The following is a 17,657-nucleotide window of genomic DNA, read 5'->3' as shown; positions in this document are numbered from 1 at the left end:
AAAAAATAATACTGACAGGGCATAGCCCGTGAAAAAATAAAGGTTAAGTAGAAAATAGATTAGCGGGCCCGCCGCGATTCGAACACGAGTCAATGGGTATCTTCGTAAAAGATCTTACTTCGAAGCCCATTAGGATATCCTGGCTACCCCACGAGCCCGCTGTGCCGCAGTATTGATAGTAACTATCCATATTAAAGGTTTCTCTCAAAATTAAGAAAAAAGGAATGAAGGAAAAAGAAAGGAGAGAAAAGAAAAATCAAAAACTGCTCATCATCGAAAAATATTTATGAAGTCGAAGATGATAAATAAAAATACATAGAGAGCTGAGAAGCCAGGAAGTTAATAACTCCGACAGGTCGAAATAAATAACAAACTTGCCGAAAAAAAGAAAAATGAGTATTACATACATAACTTTTATATTACAAAAGTTCTTTTAATATATATAGATGATTTCCGATATCATTTAAACGCATACCCGTCAAGATAAGAGCCTGACATGTCCATATCTAGCTAAAATAAATAAACTAGAAGGCCATTTTATTTTTGCCCCAAAATAGCAGTATTTTGGAAGTTAGAAAGCTGTTAAAATTATCAAGCCTTCTATAGTTCACATAATTACAAAAATAACTGTCTGGGAACATGGAAAGGAGACGGGACTAAGTACACAGAAGAATGAGGGCTTACCAAAATGGAGAGAGTTTCAACAGGCATAGAGGAACTGGATAAGAAATTAAATGGGGGTTATCCTGTGAACAAAGCAACCCTTATAACAGGGGTAGCAGGAAGTGGAAAAACCATCTATGGAATCCATTTTCTTCACAGGAACTGCGTTGAAGGACGAAAATGCCTGATGATCGCAACCGAAGAAACTCCTGAAGATATTCTTTACCAGGCAGAATTACTGGGGCATGATATTAGACCGTATTATGAAAGAGGGCAGCTTGTCATAGAAAATATATTTGAGAGCCGTTCAGAAAGCATAGGGCAGACAAGATACGGCTTTAAACCTGAAAGCCTTGATATTGAACTTCCCAATGTTATAGAATTCATAAGCGAAGGAACAGAATGCCTTGTCATAGATAACCTGGGAACCTTTGCTCTGAGGGTTTCCAGCAAAAAGCTCAGGGATCAGTTTGACGGGCTGAACTATCTCGTGAGAAAAAAAGGCTGTACCACACTACTGATCATGGATGAGTCCGCGCACAATTTAACCAATCAGCTTGCTGAATACTCGTCCTACGGTTCTATTCGCCTTCTGGTAAAAGAGAATGCGTATCTGGGAAAAATGGAACGCTACCTGTACATATCCAAGATGCGCAGTACTCCGATAACTCCAGATATGTCGATTTTTGAAATCACATCAGAAGGGATCAAGATTCATGAAACCAAGGGAGGGAGCCTTGTTGAATGAGAAAAACAAACCAAAAGTCCTGATTGTTGATGATATGAAGGAGAACGTAGAACTGATGGAAGCCTACCTTGCAGTTGAACCCTATGAGGTCATCTGTGCCTATGGCGGAAAAGAGGCTCTCCAGAAGGTTAAAGACGAAAAGCCCGATATCGTCCTTCTGGATGTTATGATGCCTGAAATCAACGGCTATGAAGTCTGTAAAATTCTCAAGGAAAATCCCGAAACCCAGTTTATTCCTGTCCTTATGCTTACAGCTCTCTCGGAACTTGAAGACCGCATAAAAGGGATTGAAGCCGGAGCTGATGACTTTCTCACAAAACCCATAAACAGGCTTGAGCTTAAGACCAGGGTGAAATCTCTGCTCAGAGTCAAGTGCCTCCACGACAGGCTGGTTGCAGACCGCGACAGCCTCGAAGTAAAAAACAGGGTACAGAGCATCCTTACAGCCGTAATTCCTACCCTTCTTCAGTCGGTTTCCAATGAAGAAAAGAAAGTCATAATAAACCAGATGACAGGAATGGTAGAGAAAACACTTCTTGATATGTACCACTTCGAGAACAGGGAAATGGATCTGGATTATGCAGGAAGTGTCTGCGCTGAAATAATGAACCAGCTGGGTGGAGACTTTTCCTCGACTATGGAAGAAAACGGAAAGCTCTGGAAAGTTAAAGGAACAAAATGCCCCTGGAAAGGGGAAGAAGCCCGTAAAAACCCTATTCTCTGCACACTTACCAGAAAAATTTTTTCAAATATAACTTTGAAAGTAGATTCAGGATGCAGGCTTGAAGCCCTGAAAACCATAGGAAACAAAAACGACTGCTGCGAATTTCTCATCAGAGCAGCATAATATTTTTTCACTTCCTTTTCATTCCGACACTGAACTGGCACTGAATTATATCTATTCTATTTTTCGTAAATCTTTTTTTGCAAAAATCCCCTCTGATTTCCGTTATTATGTATTTTTACGAAAGTCTCATGTTAGGGTAAAAAATATATGAAAATATGCCAGGCCATATTAAGGCGAGGCCACTTTACGGCGACTTCATGCTCGAAATAACCCGGATTCCATGAGATGTGATGTCAAACAGTGAGTATTTGATAGGAACTGGCGTGTTTCTCATTTTTTCAATGTAGAGATACTGTTTTGTTTTTCCAGAATTGAAATTCTCCTGTGTTATGAGCCTCATCAGCCCGAAGACCATATAACCCGTAAGCCTCTGGGTCAGGTTATAGGAGTCCTCGTCCATAATGAAAAGGCTTGTACATCCGTTTTTCAGCAGGATAATGCTTATCGAACTGAACTCGTCCGCAAACTCCCTTATATCATGAGTTATAGCCATTACTCCGATGTTGTCAATGACCACAACATCAACTTCAGAAGACATGGAACTTAAGTACTCGATTATATCCGTATCCACGGCACAGAGCCCTTTTCCGAACTTTGAGACGCTTTTTATCTTGTTTATTTTGTCTTCGAATATATTCCTTATACTGAGCTGCCCTTTTTCAATGAAAGGCTCAAGGTCAAGTTTAAGGCTGCGTGCCTGAGCGAGTACATCGTCAGTGAGCTCTCTGGTAAGGACAAGTATGCATTTTCTCCCGTCCTGGCAGCTTCTGTGAAGGAAGTGAAGCCCGAGAATAGTCTTTCCTGAACCAGGGGGACCGGTAACAAGAATACTCTTCCCTTCAGGATACCCTCCATCCATCAGCAAATCCAATCCTTCCACTCCGGTAGGCAAATTTTCCATATTATCACATCTTCAGGCGCGATAAATATATTTTAAATGATTATAGTCTGAATTAATCGAAAATTTCTCAATTAATAGAGATTACAAGTTCTTCTTTGTTATAATTGTCTTAACTACTTTATAGTGTTATCGTTTATATAATAACTTTCCAAGCTATCACATGAGTTAGACAGACAATGAGTTAGAAAGACACCAATGCTATCAAAATGTTTATCCACATAAAGTCATCTATGTGAAATAAAAGTCATCTTTTACCAGGAACTTATTATTCAATCCAATCTTGTGTCATTTTTACGCCCATGACCATTCAAAAAAAGAAGCTTCATAAGAAATCAACATCCTCCTTTCCTTCAGAATTTTTGCGCAGCAAACAACGGCGATACACATGAACTATGGCAAAATGACAAAGGACGATTTTGAAGGATCCTGTCTTGCTGGTGCGGAGAAGTTTGAAATCGAATCCATAGATTCAATTCTCCACCGCTTTGGAGATGAGTATTAGTCGATATATTTCTCCTTAAATTCGGAAATCTGCTTGCTGCTCCCCCCGACTGCAATTGTGTCTCCTGCATGAAGTACTGTCTGCTTATTTATGGAAATTGTAACAAATCCTTCGCGCTCTATGCCTATTACCGTGCAGCCGATTTTTTTTTCGAGGTCCAGCTCTTCTATTGATTTTTTGTCGAGGGGAGAGCCTTTCTCAATAAGGTGTTTTTCTATTTCTATTCCCTCATAAAGCATAATGTCTTCATCGATCCGGCAGACTTTCCCAATACAGTCTGCACTCATTTTCGCAAGCATCTGCCCTGCAACTATAGAAAGGGACCCGACATAGTCCGCTCCTGCCTTATATATTTTATCAATAGATTTTACAGAGTTTGCCCTTGCCACAATAGTGGCTCCAGGGTTCAGCCCCCGGGAGATAAGGGTTGCAAAAATAACATTTGTATCGTCATTCAGGGCAACAAACACAAAAGATGCAGTTTTTACCCCGGCCGCAACAAGAACCTCTTCATCAGACCCGTTTCCAACAATGTGTTCAAATTCCACATTTTCAAAAACTTTTTCATTAGAGTCTATAACTACAAAACGAAACGGACTTTCAGAAAGTTCGCTGACAATGCTTTTTCCAACGTCTCCATACCCCAGTACGACAAGATGCCCTTTTGATTCCATTTTGAATCCTCGGATTTTTAATAAATTCAGGAAAGTGATAATCAGGTCCATGCTTCAGGCTGTATCTTGCTGGTATCAATGCGTAAGTTTCTTCAGTTTTGCGAGCTCCTCAGATGTTCCCACAGCCAGAAGGACAGAGTTTCCGCGTATGACATCATCTTCTTCGGGATTAAACGAGAGATTTCCGCTTTTCCAGATTCCAACTATTCTTGCTCCTGTCAGCCTCTGGCTGGAAACCTCTTTAATGGTTTTACCTATGAGCGGGCTCCTGAGGTATACGGGAAATTCCGTGACGTGTACCCCTTTGAAGATTTCGGTTGTCCCCGTTACTCTGCTTACAAGCCTGTCCATAGCTTTTCTTCCGATAAACTGCCCGAACATAGATTTGGGAGAGACAACCGTATCTGCACCTGCATATTTAAGGTATTTTGAGTTAGAACGGTCCTCAACAATAGCAATAATATTGAGGTGCTGGTACTCTCTTGCAGTCAGTACGATATTTGCGTTTCTTTCATCGGACTTGTTGGCTATAAGAATTATCGCTTTTTCAATGCCTGCATTTATAAGTGTCTGTTTATCGCTCGGAGCCCCGAAAATACAGGGAATGTCCCTGTAAACAAGTTCCTTGACCAGCTCTTCCTCGTCTTCGATTATTATAAAAGTTATTTCCTGCTCTGCAAGTTCATCAATAAGGGTTTCCACCAGCTGATTGTAGCCGCAGATAATAATATGATCTTTAGTGCTGGAAGGAACTTTTCTCGGCATCCTGAACTTAATCACCCTGTCCATCCAGGGAGTGATAACATACGTTGCAAGAAAACCCGAAATCAGAATAATTCCCATAATCTGAACCACTATGGAAAAGAGCCTTCCCATAAGTGACCTGAAAACCACATCTCCATACCCTACCGTTGCAATGGTTGTCGTAGCCCAGTAGATCGCAGTGATAGCATTTGCGTTTTCGGGCTGGCCTTCAAAGGTCATAATGCTCTTGAAAAGCAGAATATAGACGGTAAGCAGAAGCAAAGCCACAATCTGATATGCCAGATTGGGCCTTTTGCGCATGAGTTTTTTAAACCTTGATCTGCGCTTCTTCTTTCTATCTGAAGAAAATATGTTCATTGCCCTGCCTCAATTTGCTGCTGAACTAGGTAAAAATACCTTGCAATCTTTATTAATATCTCTGCTTATTCATAGAATTTCGCTCAAAGGTCTTGAGAGCTTATCCTGAAGTCTTAAACTTTGTTCGGGACAGCAAAGCCAGATGGATAGAAAATTGCCAAAAGGATAGAAAAAGACCAGGAGGACAGAAAAAGCCAAAAATAATGTAAGAGGAATAAGAAGCTGAAGAAAAAACAGTCTGTAGAGGATCATTAAGCAACAAAATACCGCAGTTGAAAACGAATCAGAAAGAACAGAATAAGCAATCAGCAGCTATAAAAAACCGAAAAGCCGGAAAATAAGTTAAAACTCAGTTTTCCGGCAGACCTTCGATTATGTAATTGATTTGGAGATCCGATACTTTTCCTTTTTGGGCTTTATTTTCACGCTGTTCAGACCCACAGTCCTATATAAGGCCCGAATATCATGAAGAGGAACGAGAACAGGATCAGCATGGAGAAGCTTGCTGTAATGGAATTAGAGAACCTTTCCGAAATAGAGTCGTTCTTTGTAAACCTGTACATAATGGAATATGTATAGTCCCTGAATACATGTCCTCCATCAAGGGGCACTGCAGGCAGACAGTTGAATAAGCCGACGTAAAAGTTCAGCCACCCAATCCAGAGCAGTGAGTTTGCAATCCAGAAAATCCCAACTCCAAGAGGCTCTGCCCATCCAACAGGCTGGTAGAACTGGGCGATAGTGCCTGAAAAGCCGCGGAACCCCTCACCTGCAAATCCGTATATGGGAAGCCCGAAAAGGAGAATCCAGCCTACCGGTTCGGCAAGCAGTGAAGGGATCTGCTTGAGTGCTTCAAGATAGAATTGCGACTGGGGCATCAAGATGGAGATTCCAAGAATGGGACAGTCCAGAGTTCCATTGCCTCCATACATTATGCCAAGAAAACCGCCGTTTTCACCTTCTGTTGGATGGGAAGCCAGCTGGACATTAAAGACCGCAGTGCCGTTTTCAGTAAGTTCACCCGTATAATTTGCGGATGGAAGCATCTCCACTTCTACGGTCTGATCCGGTTTTGTCCCTTCCATGAAGTTCACAAAACTTGCAATACTCCGCATCCGTGTATCGTTAATCCGGATCATTGTCATTCCGGTTTCGATCCCTGCAGCTTCTGCAGGACTTCCTTCCACAATTCCTCCTACTGGAACTCCGCTGAAACATTCTTCAGGGGAAGAAGGAACCTTTAACTCATAGATGGAAACGATATCGTCTTTGGAGGCATGAATGCGTAAAGAGTCCCCGGGTTCAACGGTTTCGAGGTAGGAAAGAAGGTCCATCCCTGTGGTGATATTTGTATCATCAACCTGAGTTATCACCATGTCTTTCTGAAGTCCTGCAAGCTGAGCCGGAGAACTTTCGTTTACGTTCCATATCATGGCATCGCTGAGAGGAGCAATTGCTCCAAGCACAGGCCCGAAGAAGAGCAGCAGGGCTACAAAAGCGACGCAGAAATTAGCCATCACTCCGGCTGCAAGGATACGGGCTCTCTGGGTTCTTGTTGCGGTTACTTCCGGCGCAGTATTTGTTTTTTCGGGTGCTTTGGAAGCTGTATCTCCATTTTGCATTTCTTTTAGCTTTGTTTCTTCTCTTTCCTTCTGTTCCCAGGCTTCGATTTCTTCGATTGTGGCTGTTAGAGGTAGCTCTTTTTTCACTTCTTCTTTTTTGCCGAAGAGCTGTTCATCGTCAGGTTCCGCAAAACCGCCCACAGGAACAAGGGCATACAGGATACCCATGGATTTGACCCTGATGTTTTCAACCCTGCACAGGATCGCATGGGAAAACTCATGCACTACAAGAGTGACTACAAGTGCAATCACACCCCACGTAAAGGGGATGAATTCATTTATGCCCGGTATCAGCAGGATATTTCTGGGGGAATTGTACTTTCCCGGTTCTGGCACGCTGTTGTTCAGAAACGAAGTATAGAGGGCAAGATCCGATATGGCAACAACCAGGAACATGGCAGCCATGCCTGCAAACATCATCAGGATTCCAATGTTTGCAAAAACCCTCCAGTAACGTTTAGGGCGGGCAAGAATGTCCAGCAGCTTAAGACCCTTTGTTGTCCTTATCATGAGGATTGGAAGAGGCCCGAAAGTGCTGATGTTATGTTTTTCCAGAATGCCCCTTCTATCGAGAATGGAGATAAGGAACCAGTACATTAAAAAAATACTCAGTGCAATGCTTGTGCCGCTCAAGGAAATTCTCCGAAATGATTAAAATGAACCATTAAAGGCTCGGTTGTGGATATTAATAAGGTGAACGATTGGTGGTTGATGGTATTAATTATGGACGATTGGATTGAATTTAACAGGTCAGCTGTCAATAGATTGCCTGTTAATCAGATATGACTGTATTACAGTGACTGTATATAGAATACATCGTTAATGAAGAGGTTAACGCAGCAAACAACCATCCAGTGCAGTTTGCAAGCTTCAAGCTAGCTTTAATCGGCAGATATCTGAAGCCGCCATTCATTCAAATAATTAATGCTGTTAAACCCCGTAGTCTATCTTATTATAAATACGTTTTAGTTTCTCCATACATACAACGAAACCCTGTATATAGTAATACATCATAATTATATAAAAAGATACATGCAATTGGGTTTTTGACAGCCAGTTACATGCCAGGATCATTTTACAGGCCACATAATGAGAGGCCAGGTTTTATGTCTAAGAAGCCAGATTTTACTTCAGATGCAAGATATAATAATTGCATGAATAACGTCCAGTAAAAATCAAGATACCTGTGATTATGATAACTTTGTCTGAGGTGCCTGTTTTATGATAGGAGTCGTATATATCACAGCTGGAAACATGGAAAATGCATCGGAAATTGCCAGGGAGCTTGTCGCAAGAAGGCTTGCAGCCTGCGTAAATATGTTTCCGGTATTTTCTGTCTACAGGTGGAATGAGCAGGTGGAAGAGCAGAACGAGATTGCCCTGATTGTTAAGACAGACTCTTCCCGCCTTGACGAGATTATAGAAACCGTGAGGTCACTCCATACCTACGACCTTCCTGCAATCGAATTCTGGGAGGTTAAAGGGGAGCAGGAGTACCTTGACTGGGTGCGCGCAAACAGCTCGCAGGGAAAAAACTGAGGCTCTTTAAACCTGTATAAACTTTAGCCTGAAACGGAGATTGGAGCCGGAGAGGGAGAAAAAGTATCCTGAACTGCCAGCTGGCTCAAAAATTAGCAGAATTAGCTTATTTACAGGATTAGCTTTATATGCTAGTTATAACTTTACCTAATTGGATTTCCAAAAAGCGCGGGAGTAACCAAGCGGTCAACGGTGGCAGACTCAAGATCTGTTCGTGCAGACGTTCAGGGGTTCGAATCCCTTCTCCCGCATCAAAAGTTTTTTTAGGGTATAGGTAAGTCAAAAAAACGCAACGCAAGTGTGAAGATAATGCACAACCCTTGTTTTTAAAATCGACATAACTAAAAATAACTATTTAACTTTTTGTTGCGTTTCAATGGCTTTTGTTCGAACCGATTTGAGAAGGTTTGTATGTCTACGGCTATCCGATTTGACAGAATAATATCAGAACTTATCTCATTAATGACAATTATTCTATAATTCTAATGTTATAACTTTCGCTCAAAAATAGAAAGGAATATGACAAAGTCAAGTTATTTCTTTAAAATCTGACTATAATTTTTCCTTATACATGTTTCTGGATACAGTTTTTAGTTCTGGGGATATAAAGAAAGTGAGATTCATAGATTCTTTTTATTTGCCTCTATTTTACTGGTTGAAAAGCTCTGATAAACTCTTTAATATTTTTACACACGGATATTGTAAAAACTCGTTTTCATTTGTTGTTCCTGTGGTCACGGCCGCAAAGTCAACACTTGCTGCTAAAGCCGTTTTAGCGTCTATCAGACTATCTCCAACATACAGTACCTCATTCAGCTCTGCGTTAAGACTGTCAATTGCAAGCAACAGCCCTTCCGGAGAAGGCTTTGGCATTTTAACGTCTTCTCCGCCCACAATAACATCCACCAGATCAGAAATACCGTGAAAATTTAATGTTTCATCTATCCTGAAATGATATTTTGTAGTCACGATTCCGGTATTAATTCCCTCGTATTTTAGCCGCTGCAGAGTGCTTACCGTATCTTCAAAAAGCACTGTGTTTTTTGACATGACCTCATCAGCTTTTTCCCGAAAAAAGTTTCTAAAAGAATTTATAAGCGTTTTATCATTATATCCGGTCAGCTGCACGAAAGCTTCGTCCAGCGATAAGCCAACAGTTCTTTTTATACTTTCACTGTCACATATGGGAATCTCCAGCCTGCTAAATGCATGGTTAAAACTTGATACAATGCCATATGTCGCATCTGCCAGAGTGTAGTCAAAATCGAAAATAACAGTATTGTAGTTCAAGTTCCCACCTTTATTAAATCGGCTCTTAGAGTATAAGCGCAGTTATCATTGGGCTCCGTTTCTTAAGGTATGTTCAATATCAAAATGTGCTCAAGAGATCTGATTATTCTTGATCGAAAAAGGCTTCAAATATATTTGGATTCTTCTGTAGTGTTTGACCTGAGAAAATTCCAGCATCCAGACTTTAATTATAAATACTATTTTTCTCTCTATAACATTCTGCAGATAGAAAGAAAAAAATCAAATCAACTTCTTTAGATCATAAATTACATATAAAATAATTCCAAAGATATCCCTTGTTTAAAGTACATCGTCAAGACTCAAACACAATTTTTGTTAAAATATGCTCGAAACGTACGAAATACTGCTGTGAGTTAAGATAATTATATTGCGTTAAATGCATTGACCAAGGAATTGATTCGCTGGAAAAAGTAGAGGTAGTTTAGGGAATGAAAAAATATGATGTAATTGTTGTCGGGGCTGGCATAAGCGGGCTTCTGGCTGCGCTGACGCTTTCCAAACATGGAAAGAAGGTCCTTATTCTTGAAAAAAACCGGTATCTCGGTGGGAACTGTAACAGCTACATGGTAGACGGTTATCAGGTGGACACGGGAGCACATGCAATAACCCATCTGGTGGAAGGGCCTCTCCCAAGGCTGATGGATAATTATTTTGATTTCCTGCCTGTGTTTGAAGACTACGGGCATTACTATGTCAGGACTGAAAATGCCTTAACCAAAGTCCCTTCGAACCTGAAGGACTTCGTAACTTTCGATGTGCTTCCGAGAAAGGACAGGCTCATACTTTCACAGACCCTGACAAAAGCCCTTACTCTTTCATCTTTTGGAATAGATCTCTCAGACCAGTCAGTTTATGATTTTCTCCCAAAAAACCTTTGCAAAGATACCTATGATTTTGTAGACACAATTTCAGGTTTTCTTTCGGGAAAATCAATGAAAGAGACATCTGCTCAACGTATTCTTGCTGGCAGCAGTTTTGTCAGGGACAGTATTACGCAGGAGCAGTTTGATGCCATGATCGGAAAGTTTGAGCCCAAAAAGCGCCAGTCCACTGAATCTATCCTTTCATCGATCCTCCCTTATCATCTTCATGCTTCCCTGAAGTCCCGGATGGACAAAGTTGCCCAGCCGTTCACATCTCTTGAGAGGCTTGCTACGAACAAGGTAAATTATTCCCAGGGATACCCGAGAAAAGGGTTAAAAGCCCTGTTGAATGCTATTCTTTATTCCTTCCCTGATACTGTGGAAATAAAAACAGAGTGCGAGGTGGAAAGCATTCTGGTGCATGACGAAAAGGTTTCCGGCGTGGAGGCAGACGAGATTTATCTCGCTGAGCTCGTTATCTATACAGGCTTTGCAACCGATCTCCCGAAGCTTATTAAGGACCTGCCGCAAGCATACAAAGACGAGCTAAAAGGGATTGTGCACACCAAAAGCCTGACAATCTGGCTCGGGCTGAAAGAGGAGCTTCCTGAATTCAACTACACAGGCTCTGAGATCTGGTTCAAAGACTTTGCTTACTGGGCAATGCCGATCAGCAATTATGATCCGTCTCTTGCTCCAAAAGATAAGCAGCTTGTAGGTTTTTCTTTCGTGATTGACTCGGACCAGACTGAAGAGCATGAGCTCAAAAAAGCCTACGATACCATTTTCCGTGCACTTCCGAATATCGAAAAATATATTGATATGCAGCACGAGCAGATTATGATTCCCGAAAAAGCCGCAGTCACAATTAACGGAAAATTTGCTGATATCCGGACTCCGGTCAAAAACCTCTATATTGCAGGCACTGATACTGACAAGCGCAGCATGGGAATTACAAGGGCAGCATACTCGATAATCGAGCTTCTGAAAATTCTGAATGAGGATGGAAATCTCCATTGAACCGCTGTGTTCAAGGAAAAAACAGGAAAGACTTAATTTCTTAATCTAAATCTGTGGTGGTTGTGAAATGCCTTTTGAAAAAGTTCCCGAAGCAGGATCAAATTCCGGCTTTGAGCCTCCCTGGTTTTATGCAGCTGAGGAAAGCAGTCTGACAGATGGAAATCTCCTGCGTGTTGAGCCTGGAGGGCGAAATATTTTGCTCCTTAAGGTGGAAGGACAGGTTCAGGCATTCTCAAATCTCTGCCCTCATGCAGGATGCCCCATGGATAAAGGCAGGCTTGAGGAATTTGCGCTAATATGCCCATGCCATGGCAGAAGATTTGATGTCAGGACAGGAGAATGCCTCAACGATTCCCTGAAACTGAGGCGGTACGAATCAAAATCCGAGAGTGGAAGAATTGGGGTGAAGATCGAATAATTACCGAAAATTAAGGGAATGAATAGCAACAGAATGAGAAGGAGAGAATGAAATTTTAAACAAAGGCGGGCCTTACAGCAAGTGTATTTGGGTTTTTGCTGAATATTGCATCGTTTGTCATGTTTCTTGTCTATTTCGGGCAAGCCTGCTTATCTTAAAACCCATTCCAGGCTTTGCGCTGCCTGCTTACAGCTTTTCAATAATTCATTAAAATTTTTCATTTACTGGATTTATTCTCTTCTTGTTAATATATTAACCAAATATTATTTATACTCGGGTCTATTTTCTTTCTTTTTTCAAGAGTAAATTATATACGCACTGGCAGAACTTTGGATAAAATCTGAGAATACGGAGCAACCGGACTCTTCAACCATATAATTCTGCAAGCTATGAAACACGTCCCTATTAACCCCCGTTTTTGCCATACAGATACTACAAATTTCAGTGTTTATGGTGACTATGACCACGATAATGATGGCAAAACTATCAACATTACTTATGGTCATCCTGAAGACAAGAAAGTCGACTTACTTCGCTTTACCATTTCCATGGTTACTGACCAGAAAGGAATTCCCCTTTTCGTAAGAGCATTAGACGGCAACAGTTCCGACAAGAAAGTTCTCATCAAAACTATCAAGGAACTAACACAGAACCTGAATCTTGACGAAAGAGTCTACCATGTTGCAGACAGCGCATTTTATACTGAAGATAATGTAAAAGAGATAGGAACCAACGCTTTTTTCATATCGAGAGTTCCTGCAACCATCAATGAAGCAAAGGAACTCTTGATGGCAAATTTAATTCTTGAAACATGCTCTGATGAACGTTATTCTTGTTATGCTGTAAAGTCCTGTTATGGTGGAGTAGAACAGTTATGGGGTGTATTCTGCTCAGAAGAAATGAAAAAGAAGGAAGAGAAAACGTTTGATGAAAAGATTCTTAAGGAGCTTGAAGCAGCAGAAAAATCCCTTAAAAAGCTTTCTAATCGTGAATTTGCCTGTGAAGCTGACGCAAGAATGGCTGCTGAACAGTGGTTGAAAGAGAATGAATCTTATGAGTTCACAAAACTTGAAATAAAAAATAAGTCTCGCAAGCTTGAAAACAAGAAAGGAAGACCGAAGAAGGATGAAAAGGTACAAACTTTCTACCTGATAGAAGCAGAGATAAAACATGACCAGGAGAAAGTACAGAAAAGAAGAGCAAAATAATCTCATACATATGCCATGTCCATGTGAATCCGTAATTTCCGGATCTTATACATATAAGATTCTAGATATAGGATCCCATGACAAAAAGACAAAAAGTGTGGACTTTTCGTCCACAAAAAACCCCAAAACCTGAAATAGTGAGATTAAGATAATTTATCCGGGTGAAAATTTCATGAAAAAGACTTTTGAGAAGGTGTACCAGTTAAAGATTTCAATAAAAGGCATTACTCCTCAGATCTGGAGGCGAATCCAGGTGCCGGAAAATTATACTTTCCTGAAACTTCATGATGCTATCCAGGCTGTAATGGACTGGGACGATTATCACCTGCACGAATTTGAGATGGTAAACCCGAAGACCGGTATGCTTGATAAGATCGGGACTGAAGGAGATGATTTTGAGGCTTTTGGAGAACCTCTCGTGCCGGAAAAGAAAGCTAAACTCTCTGACTATTTTACGCTGGAAAATAGGGAAGCTCTGTACACCTACGATTTCGGAGACAACTGGAAAGTAAAAGTCCGGCTTGAAAAAATCCTTCCTCGAAAAGAAGGGGTAGAGTATCCCATCTGTACTGCAGGAAAAAGAGCAGCCGTTCCGGAAGACAGCGGAGGGATCTGGGGCTATGAAGAGATGCTGGAGATTCTGAAAGATCCTGGGCATGAAGAATATGAAGACACGGTGTCATGGCTGGGAGAAGATTTTGACCCTGAATACTTTGACCCGAAAGATGTTTCTTTCTGAGCTGCAAATATTTTCGAACCTGGATATATGCCACAGGTTAGGGAATTTCTCTTTTTTCCTTTCTTAATACTTAGTTTGAAGAGCTGTTAGAATAATGAGGCAGCTTATTTCTTTTTATCAAAGAAACCAGGTGAGAAATTTATCAACGTAGCACAACCAGCAGAACCATTTTGTCAGAACTGCGATACTGATAGAGAAATGGTAATCGGTTTTCTAATGGACTACGTGCTTGATAAAAGGGGTGAAGTTAAAAAAGACTTTAGCGGAGTAAGCGTATTTCGATACGAGCTGGCGGAGCGTAAAAGTACCTTCTGGGGAACAGGAATAATGAAGCTGGTCTCGTCAACTGTCAGCGACCACACAATGGAAGGGATTGCTTATGGAGTATATGATTTGCAGCTGGAAAACAGCCAGTTAAGCTGGAAAGAACAGCAGATGCTGTACAGGGACATGCCAGCAGACAATGATAATCATCGCCCGGTTGCTTTTGATGCAAAAGTAAGGTTTTATCTGGAAAATGGAAAATTGAGGTTTGAATACATTCCTGCATATTATGATTTCGAGCCTGATAAGCCTGCAAGAACGTTATCTAAAGACCAGCATCCTCCTTTTGTGACAAAAGAGCGGTGAAAACTGCTTATTATTAAAAAAACATTGATTTGAGAAGCAGATTTCAATAAAACCGGTTATTACTGCTTTTAGCTAATTTTAATTCGTCTCTTCCATATAACCAGAAAGTAACTTTCATTGAAATTATCAAAATAAAATCCAAACCCTGAAATAACTCCTGAAGTAATTTATTAACAGGGTGAGATTTTATGACCACAATAACCGAAACTCAGGAATGCTGCCCCCGTTTTGACCCCTCCCCCTGGGATGGAAAAATCTTTGAATGGAACAATAAAAGGTTTATCAAAGATTCGGTAACGACGCAGTTTTACGCGCCTCTTAATTTTGGAGAGGTAATAACAAGGATGAACGAAAAAGTCGTCAGGGCCGGCGCGGAAATGCCTGACTGGCTCTGCCTGTCGGACCACACTTCGGAAAGCAACATGGACATTTACCTTGCCGTTGACAGGGAAGTTGAAGGTGCCGAAAACGTAACACTGAGCGGCAAGTTCCTGACCAGAGCCTACGAAGGAAGTTTCGAAAAAACAGGGGAATGGTGTGCGGATTTTGAAGGCTATGCAAAAGGCAAAGGGCTTGAAATTAAAAAATGGTATATGTGGTACACTACATGCCCTGAGTGTGCCGAAAAATATGGAAAAAATTACGTCGTAATCGTTGCAGAAGTAAAATAAAAACAGAGTAACAACAGAGTAACAACAGAGTAAAAACAGAGTAACAACAGAGTAACAATACTTAAGTTTGAGTTTCTCCAGATTTTTAGCTCCCCTGCTTTTAAAGCGCACATGGGAAACTCAATAAGACTTAATAAATATAGAAAGCACGGAACTTCTGCCCGTGCCTCCTTTCTTGCATGTATTCTGCATATACGGCATTTTTATTTTTTAACCCGGGGATATTGCTTACCTGCCTCGCAGGCTCACATGATTTATTTTTTTGTATCTCATCAGCCCGGATATCGAATGAAGCAGAATTCCGGCAAAAGACATAAAGATCCCTATGAGAGTAAGCAAAAATACCCAGACAACAGACTCGAAATCAAAGTTTCCGCCAGGGTTAGAGGCGAGTGCAAGATTAAGGCTCATATGAAGCCCGCCTGCCATAAGAATGAAGCCTGGCAGAGTGAAGCAATAAAGAGGATTATTAAATTCCATCTCGTAAACTGTATTTAACATACTTCTCAGACCATGTCTTAAAGGATTTCCCGCCGAGTGGTTCATTTCAAACACTTGAGTTACGTTTTGAAGCATAAAATCGCCTTCTAGATCACACAGGGTAACTGTTGAAAACCCGTAATATTGTACTAATTTTTTGGATGAAGATACTTCATTATATAAAAAACCATCTAAAAGAACGGTGCGAATGAAGATATGTGAACTCAAAAAAGCAGGTCATAGTGTATATGCAAATTTGCTACTGGTTCCTCCCCTTAAATTAAAAAATTGTAACATGAGGAACTTTTCTTCAAAAGAAAATTTGCTTTTCAGCACTGAAAAGCAGATTAGTCAGTTACAAAGAAGTTTATAAAGATGAGGTTAGTTGTGTAACCATCAATTATAAACAGCCTTTTAAGTGCCTAACCGCATAATACAGGCATTTATTACTTTGTTTCTCTTTATTTCCTTTTTTCTCTTTCTTTCCTTATATTTTTCCTTTTGCCTCTCTGCTCCCTCCCTTTCTCAGAACCCTTTCCTTCAGGCTGTTTCTTTGTCCTTTCGCCTCTACTTACGTCTTCTTGCCTCTCCTCTCTTCTCTGCTCTCTTCCCTGTTCTCTGGTCCTCTTTATTATATCCCCTGTTGGCTCTTTCCTTGTCCAGACGCTCCTTCTTGCTGGCTTTTCCTCTTCCTTTTCTTCTTCTTCATCGATGTCGATTCCGAGCTTGGAACTTACTGAATTTTTTGCTTTACGGGCATCAGCGTGTTCCGGATTGATCCGGAGAGCTCTTTCAAGGGCTCCAAGTGCTTCTTCATCCTTATCCAGCCCAGAAAGAGCAAGACCTTTACAGTACCAGGCATCGGCAGAATCCGGCTTTATTGAAATAGCTTTATTGCAGGGCTCAAGTGCTTTTTTGTATTTGCCGAGCTTGAGATGGACCATTGCTTTTCCGACCCATGTCTTTGCATTGTCAGGGTTTATTTTGAGAGCAGAATCGTAGGCTATTGTGGCTTCAACCGGCCTGTCCAGGCTGTAGAGAGCAAAGGCTTTACCTTCCCAGGCTCTTGCCATTTTAGGGTTTATTTTAAGGGCAGCGTCATAAGCCTGTATTGCTTCTTCATATCTGCCGAGGTCAGCAAGGACATAACCTTTTGCATGCCAGGCGCCTGCAAGTCTGGAATTGGAAGCAAGGGCTTTTTCCGCGCTTGCAAGAGCTTTTTCCTGCTGACCGAGCCTGCAGAGAACTGATGTTTTAAGATTCCAGGCTTTGTCGCTGCTGGGTTTTATTTCAAGAAGCCTGTCAAAAACTTTCAGGGCAGCTTCATCCCTCTTTAGCTGCAAAAGTACGAAGCCTTTTTCATAAAGGTATGCAGGGTTTTCAGGTTCTAGCTCAAGTGCTTTTTCAAAGGCTTTGAGGGAATCCTTATACATCCTGTGCTTTAGATACACTGAGGCTTTTCCTGCCCAGGCAGCAGCATCATCAGGGTTATTTTCGAGGGCTTTTTCATATGGTTTGAGAGCTGCACTCAAACGTTCATAGGCTGTTTTACCCGTTTTTTCTGTTCTGTCGGTCTTGCCTGCTTTATCCGTTTTGCCGGTTTTATCTTTCTGTCCGCCTCTATTTTCTTTAAAATTATTTGCCATAGTATCGGTCCCATGTAATTGGTTTAGAGTAACTTTAGTAAGTGAGGATTAAT

16 protein-coding genes, 2 tRNA genes and 1 pseudogene are annotated in these 17,657 nt (G+C 41.1%); 11 read left to right on the top strand and 8 right to left on the bottom strand.

Features of this window, described 5'->3' with window-relative positions:
• Positions 1-63: 63 nt before the first annotated feature.
• Positions 64-158 (bottom strand) — tRNA-Arg (locus tag PLL47_RS05620).
• A gap of 530 nt (positions 159-688) precedes the next feature.
• Between PLL47_RS05620 and PLL47_RS05615 the strand changes: the two genes are divergently transcribed.
• Together PLL47_RS05615 and PLL47_RS05610 are read left to right on the top strand one after the other, a co-directional pair.
• Complete coding sequence (locus PLL47_RS05615) at positions 689-1,411, top strand: ATPase domain-containing protein (protein ID WP_324445224.1); 723 nt, start codon at positions 689-691, stop codon at positions 1,409-1,411.
• Positions 1,380-2,258: a response regulator gene (locus PLL47_RS05610; RefSeq protein WP_324445223.1), complete on the top strand. Its 879-nt coding sequence runs from the start codon at positions 1,380-1,382 to the stop codon at positions 2,256-2,258. Before PLL47_RS05615 ends, PLL47_RS05610 begins: the two co-directional genes overlap by 32 nt.
• 184 nt (positions 2,259-2,442) lie before the next feature.
• On the opposite strand, the gene PLL47_RS05605 is transcribed toward PLL47_RS05610, so the two are convergent.
• The 4 genes from PLL47_RS05605 to PLL47_RS05590 form a co-directional block, all read right to left on the bottom strand.
• Positions 2,443-3,159 (bottom strand): RAD55 family ATPase, encoded by a 717-nt coding sequence (locus PLL47_RS05605; RefSeq protein ID WP_324445222.1) that lies wholly within the window; start codon positions 3,157-3,159, stop codon positions 2,443-2,445.
• 498 nt (positions 3,160-3,657) lie between these two features.
• Positions 3,658-4,335 (bottom strand): potassium channel family protein, encoded by a 678-nt coding sequence (locus tag PLL47_RS05600; protein WP_324445221.1) that lies wholly within the window; start codon positions 4,333-4,335, stop codon positions 3,658-3,660.
• Between the two features lie 75 nt (positions 4,336-4,410).
• Positions 4,411-5,457: a potassium channel family protein gene (locus PLL47_RS05595; protein WP_324445220.1), complete on the bottom strand. Its 1,047-nt coding sequence runs from the start codon at positions 5,455-5,457 to the stop codon at positions 4,411-4,413.
• Positions 5,458-5,888: 431 nt separating this feature from the next.
• Complete coding sequence (locus PLL47_RS05590; RefSeq protein WP_324445219.1) at positions 5,889-7,712, bottom strand: site-2 protease family protein; 1,824 nt, start codon at positions 7,710-7,712, stop codon at positions 5,889-5,891.
• Positions 7,713-8,300: 588 nt separating this feature from the next.
• Here PLL47_RS05590 and cutA point away from each other — a divergent pair.
• Together cutA and PLL47_RS05580 are read left to right on the top strand one after the other, a co-directional pair.
• The gene (gene cutA, locus PLL47_RS05585; RefSeq protein WP_324445218.1) at positions 8,301-8,618 is read left to right on the top strand and encodes a divalent-cation tolerance protein CutA; all 318 of its coding nucleotides are present in this window, start codon (positions 8,301-8,303) and stop codon (positions 8,616-8,618) included.
• A gap of 168 nt (positions 8,619-8,786) precedes the next feature.
• A tRNA-Leu gene (locus PLL47_RS05580) sits at positions 8,787-8,869 on the top strand.
• A 397-nt stretch (positions 8,870-9,266) separates the two neighbouring features.
• Here PLL47_RS05580 and PLL47_RS05575 read toward each other — a convergent pair.
• Positions 9,267-9,908, bottom strand: coding sequence for an HAD family hydrolase (locus tag PLL47_RS05575; protein WP_324445217.1), 642 nt, complete (start codon positions 9,906-9,908; stop codon positions 9,267-9,269).
• A 449-nt stretch (positions 9,909-10,357) separates the two neighbouring features.
• On the opposite strand from PLL47_RS05575, the gene PLL47_RS05570 reads away from it, so the two are divergent.
• From PLL47_RS05570 to PLL47_RS05545, 6 genes and pseudogenes are all read left to right on the top strand, one after another.
• Positions 10,358-11,812, top strand: a complete 1,455-nt coding sequence (locus PLL47_RS05570; RefSeq protein ID WP_324445216.1) for a phytoene desaturase family protein — start codon at positions 10,358-10,360, stop codon at positions 11,810-11,812.
• 67 nt (positions 11,813-11,879) lie between these two features.
• On the top strand, positions 11,880-12,230 hold the full coding sequence (locus PLL47_RS05565; RefSeq protein WP_324445215.1) for a Rieske (2Fe-2S) protein: 351 nt from the start codon (positions 11,880-11,882) through the stop codon (positions 12,228-12,230).
• A gap of 320 nt (positions 12,231-12,550) precedes the next feature.
• A pseudogene (locus PLL47_RS05560) lies at positions 12,551-13,435 on the top strand (IS1634 family transposase); the annotation flags it as partial.
• A 175-nt stretch (positions 13,436-13,610) separates the two neighbouring features.
• Positions 13,611-14,177: a plasmid pRiA4b ORF-3 family protein gene (locus PLL47_RS05555; RefSeq protein ID WP_324445214.1), complete on the top strand. Its 567-nt coding sequence runs from the start codon at positions 13,611-13,613 to the stop codon at positions 14,175-14,177.
• A 198-nt stretch (positions 14,178-14,375) separates the two neighbouring features.
• Entirely contained in the window at positions 14,376-14,807 is a 432-nt protein-coding gene (locus PLL47_RS05550) for a hypothetical protein (protein WP_324445213.1), read from the top strand.
• Between the two features lie 188 nt (positions 14,808-14,995).
• The gene (locus tag PLL47_RS05545) at positions 14,996-15,478 is read left to right on the top strand and encodes a hydrolase (protein WP_324445212.1); all 483 of its coding nucleotides are present in this window, start codon (positions 14,996-14,998) and stop codon (positions 15,476-15,478) included.
• 228 nt (positions 15,479-15,706) lie between these two features.
• On the opposite strand, the gene PLL47_RS05540 is transcribed toward PLL47_RS05545, so the two are convergent.
• Positions 15,707-16,054: a hypothetical protein gene (locus tag PLL47_RS05540; RefSeq protein ID WP_324445211.1), complete on the bottom strand. Its 348-nt coding sequence runs from the start codon at positions 16,052-16,054 to the stop codon at positions 15,707-15,709.
• 61 nt (positions 16,055-16,115) lie between these two features.
• On the opposite strand from PLL47_RS05540, the gene PLL47_RS05535 reads away from it, so the two are divergent.
• Complete coding sequence (locus PLL47_RS05535; protein WP_324445210.1) at positions 16,116-16,331, top strand: hypothetical protein; 216 nt, start codon at positions 16,116-16,118, stop codon at positions 16,329-16,331.
• Positions 16,332-16,419: 88 nt separating this feature from the next.
• Here PLL47_RS05535 and PLL47_RS05530 read toward each other — a convergent pair whose 3' ends face one another.
• Entirely contained in the window at positions 16,420-17,604 is a 1,185-nt protein-coding gene (locus PLL47_RS05530) for a tetratricopeptide repeat protein (protein ID WP_324445209.1), read from the bottom strand.
• Positions 17,605-17,657 lie beyond the last annotated feature (53 nt).

Source organism: Methanosarcina sp., assembly GCF_035390745.1.
Taxonomy (GTDB): domain Archaea; phylum Halobacteriota; class Methanosarcinia; order Methanosarcinales; family Methanosarcinaceae; genus Methanosarcina.
The sequence above is the reverse complement of the archived record's forward strand: the minus strand, read 5'-3'. Positions and strand labels throughout refer to the sequence as shown.